Origin of the sequence: Bacteroides sp. 1_1_30 (assembly GCF_020982715.1) — a bacterium.
GTDB lineage: Bacteria > Bacteroidota > Bacteroidia > Bacteroidales > Bacteroidaceae > Bacteroides > Bacteroides xylanisolvens.
Window position 1 is genome coordinate 1 of record NZ_JAJKHN010000058.1, and the last position, 15,994, is coordinate 15,994.

The 15,994-nt window shown below is 42.5% G+C and carries 9 protein-coding genes; all 9 read right to left on the reverse strand.

Annotation, left to right across the window (positions count from 1 at the left end; all coding sequences use genetic code 11):
- Positions 1-117: 117 nt before the first annotated feature.
- Entirely contained in the window at positions 118-2,469 is a 2,352-nt protein-coding gene (locus tag LPH68_RS16900) for a DUF5703 domain-containing protein (protein ID WP_151923891.1), read from the reverse strand.
- Between the two features lie 33 nt (positions 2,470-2,502).
- The gene (locus LPH68_RS16905; RefSeq protein WP_008640309.1) at positions 2,503-3,936 is read right to left on the reverse strand and encodes a sialate O-acetylesterase; all 1,434 of its coding nucleotides are present in this window, start codon (positions 3,934-3,936) and stop codon (positions 2,503-2,505) included.
- 116 nt (positions 3,937-4,052) lie between these two features.
- Positions 4,053-7,352 (reverse strand): glycosyl hydrolase, encoded by a 3,300-nt coding sequence (locus LPH68_RS16910; RefSeq protein ID WP_151923794.1) that lies wholly within the window; start codon positions 7,350-7,352, stop codon positions 4,053-4,055.
- 236 nt (positions 7,353-7,588) lie between these two features.
- Positions 7,589-8,800, reverse strand: a complete 1,212-nt coding sequence (locus LPH68_RS16915; RefSeq protein ID WP_008022265.1) for an ATP/GTP-binding protein — start codon at positions 8,798-8,800, stop codon at positions 7,589-7,591.
- A 195-nt stretch (positions 8,801-8,995) separates the two neighbouring features.
- Positions 8,996-9,892 (reverse strand): helix-turn-helix domain-containing protein, encoded by an 897-nt coding sequence (locus LPH68_RS16920; RefSeq protein WP_008022264.1) that lies wholly within the window; start codon positions 9,890-9,892, stop codon positions 8,996-8,998.
- A gap of 52 nt (positions 9,893-9,944) precedes the next feature.
- Complete coding sequence (locus LPH68_RS16925) at positions 9,945-10,328, reverse strand: DUF4469 domain-containing protein (protein WP_008022263.1); 384 nt, start codon at positions 10,326-10,328, stop codon at positions 9,945-9,947.
- Positions 10,329-10,387: 59 nt separating this feature from the next.
- A complete protein-coding gene (locus tag LPH68_RS16930; protein WP_008022262.1) occupies positions 10,388-11,176 on the reverse strand; it encodes a hypothetical protein in 789 nt (262 codons plus the stop codon).
- A 27-nt stretch (positions 11,177-11,203) separates the two neighbouring features.
- Positions 11,204-13,471, reverse strand: a complete 2,268-nt coding sequence (locus tag LPH68_RS16935; protein WP_008022261.1) for a DUF4906 domain-containing protein — start codon at positions 13,469-13,471, stop codon at positions 11,204-11,206.
- Between the two features lie 43 nt (positions 13,472-13,514).
- Positions 13,515-15,980, reverse strand: coding sequence for a fimbrial protein (locus LPH68_RS16940; protein WP_055235014.1), 2,466 nt, complete (start codon positions 15,978-15,980; stop codon positions 13,515-13,517).
- Between the last annotated feature and the right edge of the window lie 14 nt (positions 15,981-15,994).

Sequence of the window (15,994 nt, forward strand, 5' to 3'; positions counted from 1 at the left end):
AGGGCGGAACCGTATACAATTATGCCCTTTCAGGGCGCAAATTCAGATTGTCGTTTTTACGTAGGGCGTTGCCCTACGCTATATAATTAAGCCCTTTCAGGGCACTCCGCAAAATTATCATTTTTCCTTTTCAATCATTATAACAATATCCTTTTTTCTACTTTCCGGTAAAACTTTCAAGTCCGTCACTTTTCCGTTTTTGAGAGTGGCTTCTACTGTTGTTTCGCCCGGAGCATGAAGTTTGAAATGTACGTTCCATTCTTTCGGCCATGCCGGGAAAAGGAGTATTTGTTCTCCATTGGTTTGCAATAGCATTTCCTGAAGTCCTATCATGCCGCTACCTCCCCAGTTGTGATCGGGTGTCCAATCATATCCCGGTCCCCAAAATGCGGGGAAACGATGCGGTCCATTCGATAATTTGGCTAAAGATAGTTTCTTTGCTTCTTCGGTCAGGCCTAAACAGGCAGCCCATATATTATCTTGTTTCCATCCGGTATGCGAACGGAACTTGATGGCATCCGGGTCATAAAAGTAGGTATTACGGGCTATATCCAGATCCTCCTTTCCTACTCCATAAATACGCCATGGAAACACTGGATAAAGTTGTGGCGTTTCAACATTATTAATTCGTTCCCAACTTACGGCGGGCGAAATTGTTTGCTTCAAGACCGGAGCAATAGTCGGATTCAACGTATCTTTTATTTCTATGTATCGCAATGGAATCGGAGGTATTGCTTTTAGCATCTCCTCTTTCTCTCCGTATGTTTCTAATACCACTTTCAGGGCGGCGATGGTGCTGCTTGCGTTATTGGTCATTTTATATGTTTCACAAGCAGAACCCGGGAAAAGAATCAGATGTCCGTTGCCATCCAACGCTTTCCGTCCTCGGCGGGAAGCTAGTTGCTGGTAATGTTCGTCGAAGAATGTCAGCGAACTTTCGATCAGAGGTAAATAAGGGGTAATATCAGCATTTGCATAGTTCTTTGTTTCCAATATCATTTGGCAGAATTCAAGAACCGTATCCCATTCATATTCCAGCCAGGCATTATATTCCAATCCTTTGTCGAACCAGTCCGGTCGTTTGAAACCATATTCTGCGGGGTTCGGCAAACCGAAATTTTCGATCTGCTCGCTAAAGCAAGCTCCATCATGTTGCCAATATATACGGCTTCGCAGTTCTGCATTTTTCAACATGCGGTTATAAAAATCAAACTGGGAAGGCATCATATCAAAGTCTCCGCTTTTCAGCATCGGCCAGTATACTAAACGTTGATTCTGTGCAGTCATCGTACCACCTCCCCATTTCCGGTAGTCGGGAGTAAAAGATTGTTTTTCATCGACATGGCAAGGATCAAAGGTAAATAGTCCGCCATTAAATTTAGTCGGTACGCTGCCATAAGCATTGCATCCCAGCATATAGCGGAAAAGGGTGTAGTTTCTGGTTATTTCTTTTGCTTCCCCTTCTGCTTCGATAAAACTGCGTTGCCAAAAGGAATTCCACCACGAACGGGTCTGTTTTTTATCCTGTATGATAGTTTTCAATGAAACTTTACCTTTGGGGGCTATTCTTTGTAAAGCAGTTTGTAGTCCCTGCTCCCATTCTTCTATTGTTTCTGTCTGGTCTGTATGTAACACAATACAGATATGTTCTTTCCGGGCTGCTTTGGAAGAACGGAATTTCCAAGCACGATAGTCTGTTCCGGCATATACATCATCCGCAGTGCCTGCAAATTCTAAGTTTTCACCCAAAAGAGTTCCTCCAAAAGTCAAGTTTTTCAAAGGATTCATCATTTGAGATTTTACTTCGTTCATTCCTTGTTGAGCTACAACTACATCAAAAACGGTCTGTTCGGGATTGCGATGATAAAACAGAAGTTGGTTCCTTTTTATTGAAGTCCTATTTGTTTCAGCCTTTCCTGTTGAATCAGTAATTTTGTCTAAAGAAACACAGTCGGCCTCCGTCACAGTACCTTTCGGGGGAGCCCATTTGTAGGAACACTGTTGCCCCTCTCCTTTTCTGACAGGTCGTTCCTGATAGCGCCAATTTTCATAAAAGACTTCAGTCTGCAACGGTTGTGCATTTGTTACCTCTACATGTATAATCGGATGAAAAACATCTACCCAAAATTGTATCTGTGTGTTTCCTGCCGCGATTTCTACATATCCGTCTTTCAGCTTCAACTCCTGACGAAAATCTTTAGCGTCTTTGAAAGGATTGGGCGACAGGCGGAGACGTACACGCCCTTGTTTTAACTGGCAGTTTTTTTCGTCGAATGTGCCGCTACGGCTCACATAGAACATAACATCACCGTCTTCTACCCATATATTCATCCCGATATCTCCACCGCCACAGGGCATAGATTCAGAAGAATTATGACTGGGAGTATTCCAAATGACATTGGCATGCTGACTCCAAAGAGCCGACACGCCAACAAACAGTATGGTTATAATCAGATAAAATCTCTTCATATATTTTTCATATTTTACCTTGTTTATTTGCGATTACCAATCATCTGAACGAAAAGACCCTAAAGGCAATCCGTCGCAATATACATCTCCTTCCACATAGTTTTCAAAACAATATCGAACAGCTACCGGGTGCGGCACTTTATCGCTTTTCACTAGCATCTTACTACGTTCTATCCATGCTTTGGCCGGGTAAAAAACTTTATCTTCGCCGGCTACCTGAAAGTTTTTCGATTCGAAACAGTTCTTGCCGCTAATCCACATATTGGCACGTTCGAAGCTGACAACTACGGTGTCGTTCTTTATTTCAATGCTTTTATAATAAGGACTTTCGCCATTCACGCCTTCCACTCCATACGTTTTAGTTAAAGCCAAAAGTGCCAGGCGTTCGCCTGCAACCTGTTTCTTTGCGGGATGGATACCTTTTTCCATTCCTGCATCCAATAATACAGCCATACCGCTGTTAGCTACACGATGTTCTACTTTTGCCTGTGCCTCCCGGAGATATGCCGAATTTATCACTTCCTTTCCTTTTTCGGTAATAATCCCGTAATCATACGGAGCTATCTGGCAATAATAGAAAGGAAAATCCCCCTGTTTCCATTCGGCACGCCAACCGTTAATCAATCGGGTAAACATATCAGCATACGTATGGGCACGATTCCAGTTATCTTCGCCCTGATACCAAATCACTCCTTTCATGGTCATACCGATTAACGGATGTAACATACCGTTATAAAGCACGGTCGGAGTACGGTTTTTAGATTTTATGTCGGCTTCCGTTTGAGGAATCTTCGCTTCCGGAAAGGCTTTCAGCCAGTCTGCCGTCATCCATGCTTCACAGGCGGAACCACCCCAGGCTGCTACAACTAATCCGACCGGAACATCTAATATTTCATTTACCAGTCTCCCGAAATAATAGGCTGTTGCACTGAAATCACGGACACTAACCGGATTGGCTTCTTTCCAGGAACCGATAACGTCATTCTGCGGAGTGAATGTAGAAGTACGTTTCACCGTAAACAGACGGATTTGTGGATTCTTGCTGTGAAGAATGTCCATATTGGCATTTTCTACCGGTTGGTTTTTGAATCCTTTCATCGGCATTTCCATATTACTTTGTCCGGAACAAAGCCAAAGTTCGCCTATCAGAATATTATTCAGTGTCTTTTGGGTTCCATCATCAAAGGTCACAGTATAAGGACCTCCCGCTTCGGGAGTAGCTACTGTCAGTTTCCATGCCCCATTTTTATCTGCTGTTGCTGCATATTGTTTTCCATTCCAACTAGTGGTCACTGTTACTTTTTTATAAGGAGTCGCCGTCCCCCAAAGGTTTGCATTGGTCTGTTGCTGCATCACCATGCCATCAGAAAAAATAGCCGGTAGCTTTACTTCTGCGTGTGTTGACAGGCAGGCAGCAAGCAGAAAACCTGCCAACATTGCACCTGTTTTAATAATTGAACTTTTCATACTTTAGCTATATTATAATGAATTGGGCACGGATTACATGGATTGCGCTGTTACTTTATGTAATACGATTCTCATAAACCGTGTAATCCGCGTAATCCGTGCCTTAAAAATCTATTTTATTCTGTGGTAGAAAAACTCAAAGGTCCGAGTAATCCTGCCGGAAGCAGCGTTTTTTCTGCCCTGCGATATTTTGCATTAGTCCAAATGCCATCAAACGGCGCTTTTCCTTCATCAGCTCCTGTCAGTGCATTCGCCCATGTATTTGTAACCTCTATTTCAAGCTCATTAATTCCTTTTTTCAAGGCACCTGTAATATCTGCACGATAAGGAGCTGTCCAGATTGTGCCACAATCTACACCATTCACACGAACAGTTGCCAAATTATAAACTGTTCCCAGATTCAGATAAATCTGTTGGTCTTTATTCGGTTTATTTTTCCAGCGAAAAGTGGTTTTATAGGTCGCTGTTCCCGAATAATAACGTATCTGTTCGTCCGATTCTTGGCTCCAGTCGAAAAGTTCTTTTCGTGTGAGCGTTTTTTTGTTAGCTGCAAAAGTTATAGTATATTCCTTTGCCTCCAAAGCTATGTTTAAAGGGGCTTTGGCGGTGTCTTTTTTCTCCTTTTGCAGTTGGAGAGAGGATTCTCCATAGCCTTCATGTACTCCCTCCGCAGGATATACGATGAATACGGACTCGTTAGGAGCCAATGTGAGAGTAACTTCCGTCCGGTTTCCATTGATACGATAGGAAGGATGAATATTCATCTCACCCGTCACCGGGTTCCAACATTCCGGTTTCTTACCGTTAATACGCATACTTGCAGTAAACGTGCGTGTTTCGTTCTTTTGGTTGGCTACGAAATAGAGTTCACCAAGTTCGCCACGACGATGTGTCCAGGCGATATCTTCCGGCACGATCATGTCACGTTCCAAGCCATACACGGAAAAATCTTCTTCTGTATAAGGTAAAGAAGGCACCAAAATGCCAGCTTCTTTTAGTTCATTGATTTTCTTCTGCACTTCCGATGACAATACAGGTTCGGGATTCATAGGACGCGAAAGAGGTAGTACCAACACTTTATAACTTGCTCCACCCGGCAACGTTATTCGTCCGTTTTCTGCTTTCGCCAAACGAAGGATTGCATCTTTATTAAAACTATCGTATGCATATCCACGAAGCGGATTCACCCATTTCTCCGGATCAGCCATGTTAGCTGAATGAGTAACACCTACCGGGCGTACACGTAAAGGCTGTCCCTCATTGGCCAGACGGATGCGTTCACTTTCCACTCGTTCCGCACCGAAGATTCCCGGCAGAGAGGGAACCAATCGTTCCGGTAATATCGAACGTCTCGGCACTTCTTCACCTGTAAAGACTGCGATGTCTGTTACCGGATGTCCATATTGCAACAACGACTGGCAACGGGTAGCATATTCGGAAAAGGCTTTTGCCCCTTTATCCCACCAGGTCTGATCCCTTTGGAAGAATAGTCCGATGCCATCCAATGTCATGCCGGGCTTGCGGTCCAGCCAGGGATTGTGTACATATACATGGTAGAAAAGGCGGTTGATTCCTAATGCGTAATTACGATCCAACAAGGCTTTCAACATTCCGGGGTATTCATCCCACGTGCCACGCACTTCGGTGAATCCTTCAGCCTGAATAATATTCTTTCCGTAGATATGCGCTCCGCTAATAGCATCGAGCATATCATTCGGTTTGTCATGTGTGGGACTGTTCAACCAAAATTCACCCATCGGAAGATCTACTTTTTGATAATGTAGTAGACCATCGCTTACCATCGTCGGAGCTACACATTCTGCCGAGAATTGGCAATCATATTCTTTCGCACAGTCCGCCAATACCTGATAGAACACATCTACGACGAGTTCTGATATGGTAGTACGTACGTCTCGCAGAATCTTTTCACTTTGTTCGACACTTTCCATCGGAATACCTGCCAATAGAGGTAGATAAGGCATCAAATCGTAGCCACGACGTTTCTGAAATTCAATAGCGAAACGTTTATTCCAGTTTTGGCTGCCACATTCCCAGCTATCGACATGCATATATTTCAGTACACGACGAGCTATTTCGGGATTAGTCTTTGTAAATGCCTGTGCATACCAGTTATCGAATTGCTTCCGTACCGTTTTCGGGTTAAACTTATCACATTCCAATCCTTTTCCACCTCCCGCTGTCGCATTGGTATGCCCGGTAGCTGTATGTCCCATGCGAAGTAATTTCCATTTTCCTTTGGGGAGAGTGGCGGTCAATGTTTTTCCATTCGAATGACCGGTATATTGCTTTGTTAGATTGATGACTTGTGAAAGTGAATAGCAATCCTGTTTCCCGAATTCCTCTTCTTTAGTCGCTTGAGCAACACGCCATACCAGTCCGACTTTTCCTTCCCATTGGTTCAGACGGGCTTCCCGGTGCAGGCGTAATTCTTTTATTTTCAGATTGGGCTTCCATTTGGCAGCATCCATATCTTCACTTCCCGGTTCGCTTCCTTCAGGAGTCCAGTAGAAACGGAAGAAACGGGCGGTAGTTGGAGGAATACTATGAGTTGAATTCTCATCCGTATTCTGCCATCCCTGACGGGCAGGGACCAACTGCTTAACCAAACGATAATTCACTCCATCATCACTGGCCATTACTTTCAAGCGGTGTGCCTGATAATTATTACCATTTAAAACGATTTCGATGTTCCGGCAAGTGAAGGGTTGTTCGTATTCATACTGGATATAACAAGGATATGAAGAACGGATCACTCCCGCCGCATCCATATTCACTGTTTGAGCTGCTTTTATATTTCCTGTCGTAGCTAGGTTGACACAGGTGATTTTTGCCTGCATCTCATCCGCTGCGTCTTCTACCGGCAAAGCGAATAATGCAATATCTTCATAATAATTTTCATAGGCTTCCGGTTGTGGCAAGCAAATAGCCATCAACTTTCCTCCGTTTACAATCGTATCGCTCCAAACCACTTTTTGCATAGATTCTTCAGGAGTAATCCAAGGGCCTCCCGCCAATGCGAAACCATCACAGATGTGCATTCCCAATTTCAGTCCCAAACGATCTGCTTCTTCCATGCTGAAACGCACCATCTCCCACCATTCGGGAGTTAGCTGCTGCGCCTTGCCATCGTATTGGGCGCCTTCATGAATACCTTTAATCGGCATCAGATAAGTACCTCCTAATCCGGCACGTTTCATTGCCTCCAAATCGGCTGTAATCCCTTCTTTAGACACGGCACCATACATCCAATACCAAAAAGTCCAGGGTTTTGCTTCATCGGAAGGACTTAAGAATTGATCGCGAAGCGAGCGTGTTTGCTGTGCATCGGCAGGGCATACGGCTGTCCATGCTAATAGAGAAAGTGCAAATATTCGTTGTTTCAGTCGGCTTTTCATTCCAGTCTATATTTTTACTTATAGATAAGACGAAAAACATTCTGTTTTGTACTCACTGTATTTTCCTGACTCAAATTAAATTAAGCTATTTAATTTGTCAGATAGAATTAAAACGATAGTTTATCTATCTCTTCTGTAATAGTTCTTCAAACACTTCAAATACCCTTGAATATGAAGTGTGCGGATTGTTTATATCAATGGAGATATTTCTTTTATTCTTTTTTCGCGTGCCATACTTATCGTTTTTTAGAAATAAAAATACCGCCCAGCGTTGGTTTGGCGCCAAATTTCCCTGCATTATATGCATTGAGAAACGAAACGCCATTGCGGATATTGAAGTCATCAAGTGAAAACAGGTCTGTTGAACCATCATCCTTTTTTTCTGTAAACCAGACTACATCTTTACGTAAATCCTCGGTGTCTAATGATTGGAGATTATGCGTACTGAAAATCAGCTGCGAATAAGTCGAATTAACCAAAAATAAGTTGATGAAATGGGCAAATAAATCCGGATGCAGCGAATTCTCAAGTTCATCAACAGGTATGATAGCATTTCTTTCAAGCAATATATTCAGAATAGTTCCCAAACCATAATAGCGCATTGTTCCTGCTGATTCAAGTATATCAGGCAGGTAATGAACAGAAGATGTTCCATTGGCTACAATCGTATGTTCAAATATCAAATCCGTATCTTTTTTATTTTTCTCATTTTGTTGAACATCAAAACCGGATATATTAAAATCTGCACGGTGCAGTAAATCTAATAAAAAGGATTTATTCTCCTTCTCTGCTTCCATTTCTCCTGTTGTCCATGTTTTCAAATCCGTTTGGGGCAAGAGTATAGGCAACCACTGCTTCAAGAAATAGTTATAGACACGTTCTAATTCAGGAAACATAAAGTTAGCTGTAGCATAAGCTGAAACAACACTCATATTACTAAGCGTATTTACCTGCAACTTTTCCTGCTCGGCCACATTGAGTTTGACTTTGCTTCCTAATCGGATATGAGTGATTCCATTAATGGTCTCTCGGGAGAAAATTTCGGCTGGTTGCTTACCAGGATAATATTTAAGTGTTTCTTTTAGGACAGCACTATTATCTACTTCAAGATAATAGAGATGCTTCATATTGTTTACAAAAAAAGTCAATTCAAATACTCCACATTCTTTCTTTGTCGTATCATCCAAGAGAAACGGAGTAAACCCGATAGGCTGCATCTTGTTTATCTTAGGCGAAATGGCTATTTTTCGTATGAAATCAAGTGCTAGCAATACGTTAGTCTTTCCTGAAGCATTAGCTCCATAGAGGATACCGAGTTTTAATACTTTCGTATCGTTGATAGTGGTACAGTAATATTCTTCTGAAATCTTATCTGCAGAGGCTTCAAAACTTAATATCTGCCAATCCTTAGCTGATCTGAAATTTCTAAATTTAAACTCTAAAATCATACTCCAATATATTAAAAATGCGACTATTTTGCAAATATAGCATTTTAAGCTATTTATTCCACATTTTAATCTATTCTTTTTTAGCTATAAAAAAAGGTGCACCTCCTTTCCTACTCTTGGAAGAAGGTGCACCACACAAACAAAACAAACAATAGACGACCTTCACAGGCGGTATTTCATATATAACTCAACTAATTATAAATCAATTTCATTTTTTACATAAATTCTCTCCCTGTATTCAGACGGAGTCATACCGGTATGTTCACGAAAGAATCTTGTCATAACAGAGTTCGACTGGAAGTTCGTGCGTGAGGCCACTTCTTTTATTTCAAGGTCAGAATCCCGTAAAAGAGCCTTTATTTCAAGAAGGGAGTAATCTATAATCCAGTCTTTTGCCGAACGACCGCTCATATCTGTAATTACCATTGTAAGATGCTTGGCGGACACACACATCTTTTTCGCATAAAACGCAACATCCCGACTTACGGTATGAAATTCGATCACCAAACAAAAAAAGTCGAATAAAAGTTTTTCCTTACGGGTGTATTTTACTAATTCGGCAGCTTTCGGATTTCTTTTATAAGACACATATATATCCCAGTAGAAAACACGTAATAACTGCATGATAGACTCCCGTCTGAATAAGTTGCGGGGCAAGTTGATACGAAAAATCAAAATATTGCAAAAGTGAATGAAACGTTGACATTCTTCATCGTATAGCGGAGTGCTGAAATTTTTCCGCATATAGAAAAAGAAATCAAGCGTAGGTATACATATCCCGCTTATTGTATCCATAAACAGGCTTTTGGGTACTTTTAGAAACGTCATTGAAAAGTCACTGCTAATCTCCGTGACAGAAGCCAGCTGAAAAGGGAAAATGACTACCAGATCATTGGAAACAATCCGTCGTTTGTTACCAAAAACATTGAATAACGCACTTCCTCCCGTGCATATCCCATTTATCCCTTCTTCAAGATACATAGGATTTTCATCAAGAGGTAAATCGTCAATTTTAGTATAGACGTTAAACTCTTCTGTTTCCAATATATTATCGAATACTTTATCCTGCTTATATGGCTGGTTCTTTTCCATGGACTGCTATTTATCAATTATGTTGTTTGCCGTTATTTTTATCATACGGATGTCAGTCGTGCCATTTCGATTGAGCAAACTGTACCACCAAAGATATGGGAAAGATGTATAAAAAACTTTCTTTATCTTTCATCAAAATCATCAGTGCCAGGAAATATTCACCTTCATTAATATCAGGAACTGTCATATAAATCTTATCGTCCGAATATTTATGGATATCGCCACATTCTATCAACATTCTGTCATTTACGGAAGAGACAAGGTATAGATTGGTACTTTCCCATGTCAGCATATCCAGGTTCTGTCCGGTGATAATAATGGGAGCTTCCGGTGTAATGGTCCCATTACGCCTTTCATTTGAAGGATCATATATTTCTTTGATGACAGGAAACGGCGCTCCTTCAATCATTAATATTTCGGCTTTTATCGTTTTCATTTGATTGATCAGTTATTTTGTATCTTTTGTAAATGAATGAGCAAACTTATATTTCTATTCTATGGAATATCCCGGATGCAACGGAGATAATAGGAGCTTGCCTTGAGATCTCTGGCAGACTTATATTTCACTCTTGTCGCATCAGGATAAATTGTCATTGACCATGCTTGAGAAGAAGTTGTATTTTCCGTCGCTAACCAATAGGTGGTTGGTTTTATGTCAGATAAGGCAAATGCTTTACAATCGGTACCTTGGGTAGCTGTGGCCTCTAATTCCTTATAATAAATCATAATCAGGCTTCCTTCACGCAGTGTAGGTATCCGCCATGTTCCCGGAGCGTCCTGACCGTCTTTCCCCCGATACATTGCGCATCCCTTGGGAACAGCAATATTCTTCTCCGTACTATAACTATTACTGTTTGCCGTAGCAAGATAGCCATTTGCCGTAGCCCAATTCATTGTTTGCGTTCCACTGTCTTTTCCCTCGCTATCATTGCCATCGCTATATACGATATCCGGAGAGACTATAAAAAATGCAGATACAGTCTTATTGATTTTGCCTGCCTCAGACATGCTATCTATATGCCGGATAATCCTGTCTGTATAAACAGGGTTGCCCTCACTATCGGTAATAGGATTCGTATTTTGACCAGTCGAGGTGTACTCGTATAATTGAATGTTGTTATAAAAGACAGCACTTTTATCTCTGATCCTTTGTTTAGGCAAATCTTTCGAATTAATAGCCGCATACTTGTTTCCTCTTAAATCTTCATAGACTTCTATTGTCTGGGAATATCCCTTTAGCAAGATAAAAAGGGATGCGAAGATTATGACAGTTATTCTTTTCATTTTATTCTTTATATTTTCATTTTATCATTAATAAGTAACGGAAGGGAGAGGGATGTCTCTTACACACCTTGCACCACCCTCAGTCTTATAGTAAGAGTTAAGCCCGTAATACCACCTTTTGGCAGAAGTACCTCCATCTTCTGTAATTGTTTGCCCGCTGCTGGCATCTAATAGACTGCCGATATAGAGGCCAATCAGTTGATTGGATGCCGGTAAATACCATTTTAACTCCTCCCCTTCTATTCGTCCGTTTCCATCTTCATCCCGGTTCTTATCATAGCAAGCCCTTGCACTAAACGTACTAGCCGGGTGTTGATATTGATATAGCAATATATGTCCGGAAGCATCTTTCTGCGGGACAGGTATATTACCACTCCAAGTAAGGTTCTTTATATTCTCGGCCAGGTTTACCGTCGCGTTTTTTCCATAATACACGTCATCCGTCCCGTATGAATGAGCAGCTGTCACAATCCCATCGTAACCATATTCCACTTTACCCGATGATACGTCATACTGGTATACACTACGTTGCGGTCTGTCATGCACCAATCCCATTGTATAGTTTCCGTCAGTGTCTCTTTCTCCTCCAAAACACCCGGCATATACTGCCGGGCGCTGGTCCAGTCTGAATATATGGAAAGTTTGCAATGTTTCTCCTTCACCCTCTGGCATAGTAGTTACTTTAATGTATAAAGAACGCTTTCCTAATTTATCGGATTCACCCGGGTCAACCAGTTTGCCGTCATCATCATAAATGTATTCCTTATTATAGAGATAAAACTTCACCTGAGTGGGAAGTATGGAACTTGCCGTAACACGGGTATCCAATGGCTCTTTAACATTATTGAATGCATCCGTATAGTTGGAAGAGGAAGACAGGAGGAGCCAACTGCTTCCCTTATCGGCTCTCTGCGTACAATCTTCGTCAGTATATATTTCCACTTCCACTTTCCTTCCTTGAGTCTGTATAACTATCGGGCGGACACTATAAGCTGCATCCAGGTCATAAGTGGCACCCGTTTTGTTGTACAGGGTGCTGAATGACGCCCCAGAAGCCTTTACGTTAAGGCTGGAAAAAAATTCCACATACTGGCTGATGGTATATGCCCTGATCCGTTCATCGTTCTTCGCCGAGTTTATCTCTGCGTTTATGGCAGTACGCAAATTATAAAAATGGTTGGGTTCCACATCGAAGTTATTGGTGTTATTATTCCCAACATATATCTGGTAGATCGCGTATTCATTTGTTCCGGTAGTAGGGTATGCCCATGCCTCTATCTGCGTGCCCAGTGGCGGCGCAGCACCTGAAGGCACCTTATTGACCACTTTGTAGTAGCGCTGGCTTTCACTTAGAATAGTTGTAACCGTCCCTTGCCGATTCTGCGCTACATACCATGTTGCCGAGTAATAGCCATTGGAATCGGGCTCACCCAACTGATCCATTTCAAATGTGGCGTATGTATCCGCATCGGTATTTTTTTTAAGATTGGTGAGCCGGATAGTATTGTTCACATTCAGCAATTTCAAACCTTGTAACCGGTAATTTTCCACCTCGAACTTGTAACGTAAGGTAACGCGTGCCATCAACCTCTCGATTTCGATGCCTCCTACAAACCCGGCCGGTTTGTTGTATTCTACCAGACCACGCTTACCACCGTCGATGTCCACCACAGTGACACCTGACACTTCTCCGGCCAGCGGTACTTCATCATCTGCGGTGATAAGCGATTGGGTATGCCCTTCTACATTAATAAGATAGTCAAAACTCCAATTCTTGAGTTCATCAAGAGTGCTCACTCCGCTCATATCATAGTTAAGTTTAGGGCCTAATACCAACAGGTACAAGGTTTGATTCTCTGATACTACGAGGGGGACGTCTATCGTCATCAAATCATTTATGGCTGTTACTGCATCACTCAGTTTATGAGGATTTCCCTTAATGGAACCGTGCTCATCGAATTGGAAAAGCCAAAGGTTGTGTAACTTGGTCGTGCCGTCAGATACCCGGGTAGTTACCTCATGTGGTTCTTGTCCTTGTTCCAAAGCCACTGTAAACGACAACCCGGAATCGTTCCTATCCCTAAAAAGCGACTTAGCGGCGGAATATCCGCTCGTTGATGCAGGCTCTACAGCGGGGGGAATACCGACTTTCAGGCTGACCATAACCACCTTACCGGTAGCGTCACCGGGACCGTACTCTACCAGTTTATCTTTTGCACAGCCCACGAACGCCAGCAACAGCAAGGTGGTGCAGGCTGCCCGGAAATATCTTTTATATTTTGTTCTTAGGTTCATATCGTATATGTTTATTATCAAATTTTCATCCAAGGAGAGGACATCAGTAGCCGTTTTGCGTAATTGACGGACTGCCGAGAGGAACTGTCACTCCGGTATCTTTCGCCAGTAGAATATTAACAGTAAGATTGATAGAACTCGGACTGCTGTTCTCTGGAATTTCTATCGAGACAGAATAACTATACGTATTCGGTTCAGTATTCACTTTAGTACTGAGACACTTTTGGACGCCTCCATAAATAACCTGCAAAAACAGTTTTCCGGCAGGTATGGAGATATCCGTCGGAGTAAGCTGGATACTCACCGTATAAGTACCTCCCGTTTGAGATATATTACCCAGACTACTTAATCCGGTAGTAGCACGTAAATCATATCCGCTTTGCGAGACGGTGAGCAGTATGCTCCTTGTCTGTCCGTCCAAACCGACTCCTTCCACCTTCACTCTGAATGAACGCGGTGAAGCACTTTCTTTACGTTTGACGTATACAGGGATATTTTCCGTATTGCTTCCGTGGGTCGTATGTACGATGGTGCCATCCGATGCGAACGAGAAATCAGTAGGCTCCGCTGTTCCCGCACCTTCTCCCGTGACAAGCGTTGCCGTCCAATAAGGCACATTGGATTTTATACCGAAATAAGCTTTTACACCTTTTTCGGTTCCCTGATAAGTAGGACTGGAGATGGCACCCGCCTCCATCTTGCTTTCCGGTATTTCATTGCGCACGCAGCGAATCATATAGGCACTTTGCCTGTCCTTGCCACTTTGGAAACTTGCACCCGATGAATTACCGGAGAATTCGAATACCGAAGCGTCGTCGTTCCAATACCATCCATTGGAACGGTCCCCCTGAGATACACCGCCCGCGTCTCTATACCGGTTATGCGGGGAAAGCAGCCAATGGAAAGAAGGATAACCGTATGAATTATTCTCGTTATCCGATGCCGCTATCAGGGCTTGGTTTTCATTCGGAGTAGCCATGTGCCACTGCCCGTTATCCACAATGTTTTGAGCCTTGATCTGGGTTTCGGAAAGTCCGGCCAACTTGCAGGGATCTCCCACCCCGGCTTTAACTTGGTCTACGGTGTTATTTGCAGGAATTCCGTCTGTGTTTAGGTAGGGAATATCTGTCCACCCGCTGATGCTTAAGGGATCGTATGAACCGGGATACCAGAGTACATCGTTCAATGCACTGGCATTGGTAGGAGCTATAAAACCCTCACCCGCACTTGTGCCGCTGTGCACGGCTATCAGGCCGCCATATTTGAACAATACATCCTTATATCCCGTCTCCGAATGATATGCTTTCAGTATACCTGAATAAACGCTGACATCATTCCAGATATTCACATTTCTGGATGTATCGGCAACCGCGTCATAATCTGCTGCCTTGTCACTCACTATGACCAGTCCGTCGATAGGTTTCCAGTTGATGGTGATATCATGTTCCTCCATTGCCACTATTTCCGCATATAACCCCATTGCACCCATACCGGTAATGGTGGCGTATATCTGATAATGGTTGTTTCGTGTCAGATTATAGTTTTTGGGAGGCTCTTGACCGATATTCAAGAGGTAAACGCAGTTCAGCACCTGAGAACTTCCGTTTTTAAGTACGCACTGCGCGTCAATCTTAAGGTAGGTTGCCTGAGAAGCATTTTCAGGTTGGGATAGCAAGTGTTCAGGAATATATGTGGCAGGAATTGTTATAAAATCCACTGTGTCAGGAATAGTATAGTTATTATCTTTTATAATATAATCGCCATTTTTGTCAAGCTCGCCTGTTCCTGATATCGTAAGGTCATCCGACCAAATATCTTCCGTATATGCCCGCCCTTCTTCTATAGGAGTGGCGGCCGGCATACGACATACTTTAACAGTGAGCTTGGTTACTTTGAAATCCTCATTCGGATTAGTTATATTTTTAATAGCTGTAAAGCTGATGCGGGATACCATGCGGGTTACGCTAACAGGCAATTCCGTCATTTTAATATTATTAATTGTTACTGTGGCGTTTTTTCCGTCACTGCGGGATTCCACATAGGCACGTGCCACATTTCCATACATGGGCGGAGGAGCAACGATACCTACGGCAGAGAATGTCACTTTTTCTATTTCATTTTCCAGTGTAATAGCAGCGAGCTTTTCGGCAAGCTCCGATGTTTCATTGCAGATGATATAAATGTTGTTATATCCCCGTGCCGCTCTTATAGAAGCGGTGTATGTGCTATCGACATTTATGGAAGCATCAGAAACGTCGTTGTATACCAGCTCGTTCTTGTCATTAAACACAATTGCACGTACGGAATTTATGACTTCATCTTTGTCGGTGGTAGCATTGCGCGTTCCCATTTTAATACTCATCGGTATCTTTTCTCCTTCGTAAATACGTGCGCCTGTTACTTCGTTCTCTTTTGTACAAGAGTAAGTAAACAGGGCAAACATTGTCAAAAGCAGGATATTTGCCGAAAATTTTATGTTGATAGTTATATTCATCCTTAATCGTGCCATAATTCCGTTTCAAA